The following is a 3,202-nucleotide window of genomic DNA, read 5'->3' as shown; positions in this document are numbered from 1 at the left end:
CGTTAGGCTCCTCCCGCCCGATTCGTCAAATGACTTGCAATATATATTATCGTATGTATAATTTGAGCTATGAAATTTACGTGGCGGGAATCTAAGCGCAAGACCAACCTGAAGAAACACGGCTTTGATTTTGCCCAGTCCGAACAGGTATTCAACGGCCCGACAATCACGATAGAAGATTCCCGCGATTACTACGGCGAACAACGTTTCAATACCACCGGATTTTTAGGAACTACCATCGTGACGATTAGCCATACCGAAACAAAAGATCAAATCCACGTTATTGCGTATTTCGGAGCATCGTGACCGGTCATTTCGCTAAGTCGTGACCAGTGATTTCGGTCTATCGTGACCGGCTGTTTCGCTACATCGTGACCGATTTTAGGCATCGAGTGAAATGACCGGTCACGATAGAGTGAAACAAAAATCAGCAAGAAATAGGTGTTGCGCATGAACTAGGAGACCGAGCATTTTCCCTCGATTTTGAAGGGGAAATGAAATGCCGGTTAAACAAGTATCCATGCGTAAAATTAAAGAATGTCTTCGTTTGAAATGGTCGTGTGGGTTGTCACACGAGCAGATAGCAAAAGCCTTAGAGTTGTCTAAAGGCGTCATCAGCAAATATGCCCAGCTTGCCAAAGCTGCTGGCCTAGATTGGGACAAGGTTTCATTGCTTGATGAAACCGCACTCCAGCATCTGTTAATCCCCAACACCAAACGCACGCGAGGCGCACCACGCCCCCTGCCGGATTGGGCAATCGCTCACCGCGAGATGCACAAAAAAGGCATGACTTTGCTGCTGTTATGGGAGGAATATGTCGAAGCCAACTGCGGTGTTGCCACGTACCGCTACACGCAGTTTTGCAACCTGTATCACGATTACGCGGCCACGCTCAAACGCTCCATGCGCCAGATACACCGCGCCGGCGAAAAACTGTTCATCGACTATGCCGGCCCCACTGTGCCGCTCATCGATCAACTCTCGGGTGAAATCACTCAAGCGCACATCTTTGTGGCTGTGCTGGGTGCCTCCAATTACACCTACGTGTGTGCTACGGCCAGAGAGACGCAAGCGGACTGGTTGCACGGCTTAACGTGTGCGCTGAACTTTATCGGCGGCGTGCCGGAAATGATTGTGCCCGACTGCCCCAAAGCACTGGTAAAAGATGCAGACCGTTATGAGCCGATAATCAATCGTGTAGCACAAGACTGTGCCCGTCACTATGGCACGGTGATCTTGCCGGCGCGTCCGCGTCATCCCCAAGACAAAGCACTTGCAGAGGTCGGCGTGCAAATCGTGGAACGCTGGATATTGGCACGATTGCGTCATCAGCATTTCTTCAATTTGACCGAACTCAATCTGGCCATCCGCTCGCTGTTGGATAATTTGAATCATCGCCCTTTCCAGAAGAAAGACGGCTGTCGTGAAGAGTGGTTTTTATTGCTGGATCGCCCCCACCTCAAAGCACTGCCGCCCCATCCTTACGAGTTGGCCACCTTCAAATTCTGCAAGGTCAACATCGACTATCACGTTGACATTGAAGGACATTACTATAGTGTGCCGCACAGCCTCGCAAGGCAAGAACTAGAAGCGCGTATCACGCTCACCACAGTGGAATTACTGCATCGCGGAAGTCGTGTTGCGTGCCATGCCAAGAGCGCCAAACGGGGTGCCCACACTACGGTGGCGGAGCACATGCCGGCATCGCACCGTGCGCATTTGGAATGGTCGCCACAACGCCTACTGGACTGGGGGCGCGACATTGGCCCAAGCACACGTTGCATCGTGGATTATCAACTGACAAGCAAACCGCATCCAGAGATGGGCTACCGCTCGTGTCTGGGCTTACTGACGCTGGCTCGCCAGTACAGCAAAGAAAGACTTGAGGCGGCATGTGCCAGAGCGGTGGCACTGGGCGCACTCAACCGCAGCTCGGTCATCAATATATTGAAAGCCGGACTGGACAGTAAACCGCTACCCATGACGCCCACCGAACAAAAAACTGCACAAGCAGATTGGGTTTCACCGGCCCATGAAAACGTGCGTGGATCAGACTATTACCACTAATAACAACGCCATCAAGCCCAACTTATTGCGGCAATAAAAAGCACCACATTTACACACAGTACCTATTTGCAGCTTAACCCAAGAAAGGAAACAAACGATGTTAATACAACACACCATGACACAACTGAAATCACTGAAACTGGATGGCATGGCACGCGCACTGGAGGAACAACAGATCATGCCAGCCAGTCAGTCGCTGACATTTGAAGATCGGCTGAGTCTGCTGGTCGAGCGAGAAATCGTCTGGCGCGACAACCGCAGATTGGAGCGTCTATTACGTCAAGCCAAACTCAAACAGGCACAAGCCTGCATGGAGGATATCGACTATCGCGGCAGTCGCGGATTGGACAAGCGTTTGATGGTCACGCTGGCCGGATGTGATTGGATACGCCATTCGCAAAACGTACTGCTGACTGGAGCCACCGAGGCTGGCAAGTCGTGGCTTGCTTGTGCCTTGGGCAATCAAGCCTGCCGCCAAGGATTCTCGGTCTTGTATATGCGCGTGCCGCGTTTGGTGGAACAGTTGCGTATCGCTCACGGTGACGGAAGCTTTGGGAAATTACTGGCACAGTTGGCCAAGATTGACGTGTTGCTGTTGGATGATTGGGGATTGACGCCGCTGCAATCGTCCGAGCGGCATGATTTGCTGGAGGTCGTGGATGATCGGGTCAATACACGTTCTACGATTATCACCAGCCAGTTGCCCGTAGATCATTGGCATGCATGGTTGAATGATCCAACTTTGGCAGATGCCATTCTCGACCGGTTGGTGCATGCATCACACCGCGTTGCACTGAAGGGAGAATCGCTCAGAAAAAACACACTGACACCGCTTTGATGTATTCTATCGTGACCGATTGAGGTGAAATTTTAACCCCGCGCAACACCCTTCAAACTGCGGTCACGATAGACCGAAACAACCGGTCACGTTGAGCGAAATACGCACATTAATCGACTTAAAATGATCAAGATCTACAAATAAAACAGAAAATGGTGCCCCACTCCGCTGTGCCAAACGAATAAATCGGTCACAAAATGTATAGTATGCTCTGGCATTAAACAAGTTTGTCAGAGGATCTCGCGCAGCCAATTGAGTAAGCTTCTCATTAGATTCAACCATTGCATGAAAAAATG

4 protein-coding genes are annotated in these 3,202 nt (G+C 50.8%); 3 read left to right on the top strand and 1 reads right to left on the bottom strand.

All coding sequences use genetic code 11. The annotated features are described in order from the left end of the window. Positions 1-69 precede the first annotated feature (69 nt). The 3 genes from AC1W8Y_RS15000 (at position 70) to istB (ending at position 2,906) form a co-directional block, all read left to right on the top strand. The gene (locus AC1W8Y_RS15000; RefSeq protein WP_482015296.1) at positions 70-306 is read left to right on the top strand and encodes a BrnT family toxin; all 237 of its coding nucleotides are present in this window, start codon (positions 70-72) and stop codon (positions 304-306) included. Positions 307-499: 193 nt separating this feature from the next. Beyond that, positions 500-2,068, top strand: coding sequence for an IS21 family transposase (istA, locus tag AC1W8Y_RS14995; protein WP_482015295.1), 1,569 nt, complete (start codon positions 500-502; stop codon positions 2,066-2,068). Between the two features lie 97 nt (positions 2,069-2,165). After that, entirely contained in the window at positions 2,166-2,906 is a 741-nt protein-coding gene (gene istB, locus AC1W8Y_RS14990) for an IS21-like element helper ATPase IstB (protein WP_482015294.1), read from the top strand. A gap of 63 nt (positions 2,907-2,969) precedes the next feature. On the opposite strand, the gene AC1W8Y_RS14985 is transcribed toward istB, so the two are convergent. Further along, positions 2,970-3,202, bottom strand: a 233-nt coding sequence (locus AC1W8Y_RS14985) for a GGDEF domain-containing protein (RefSeq protein WP_482015293.1), incomplete at its 5' end; no start/stop codon positions are given.

The organism is Jezberella sp. (genome assembly GCF_964834465.1).
This window is presented reverse-complemented; position numbering and strand designations above follow the sequence as displayed.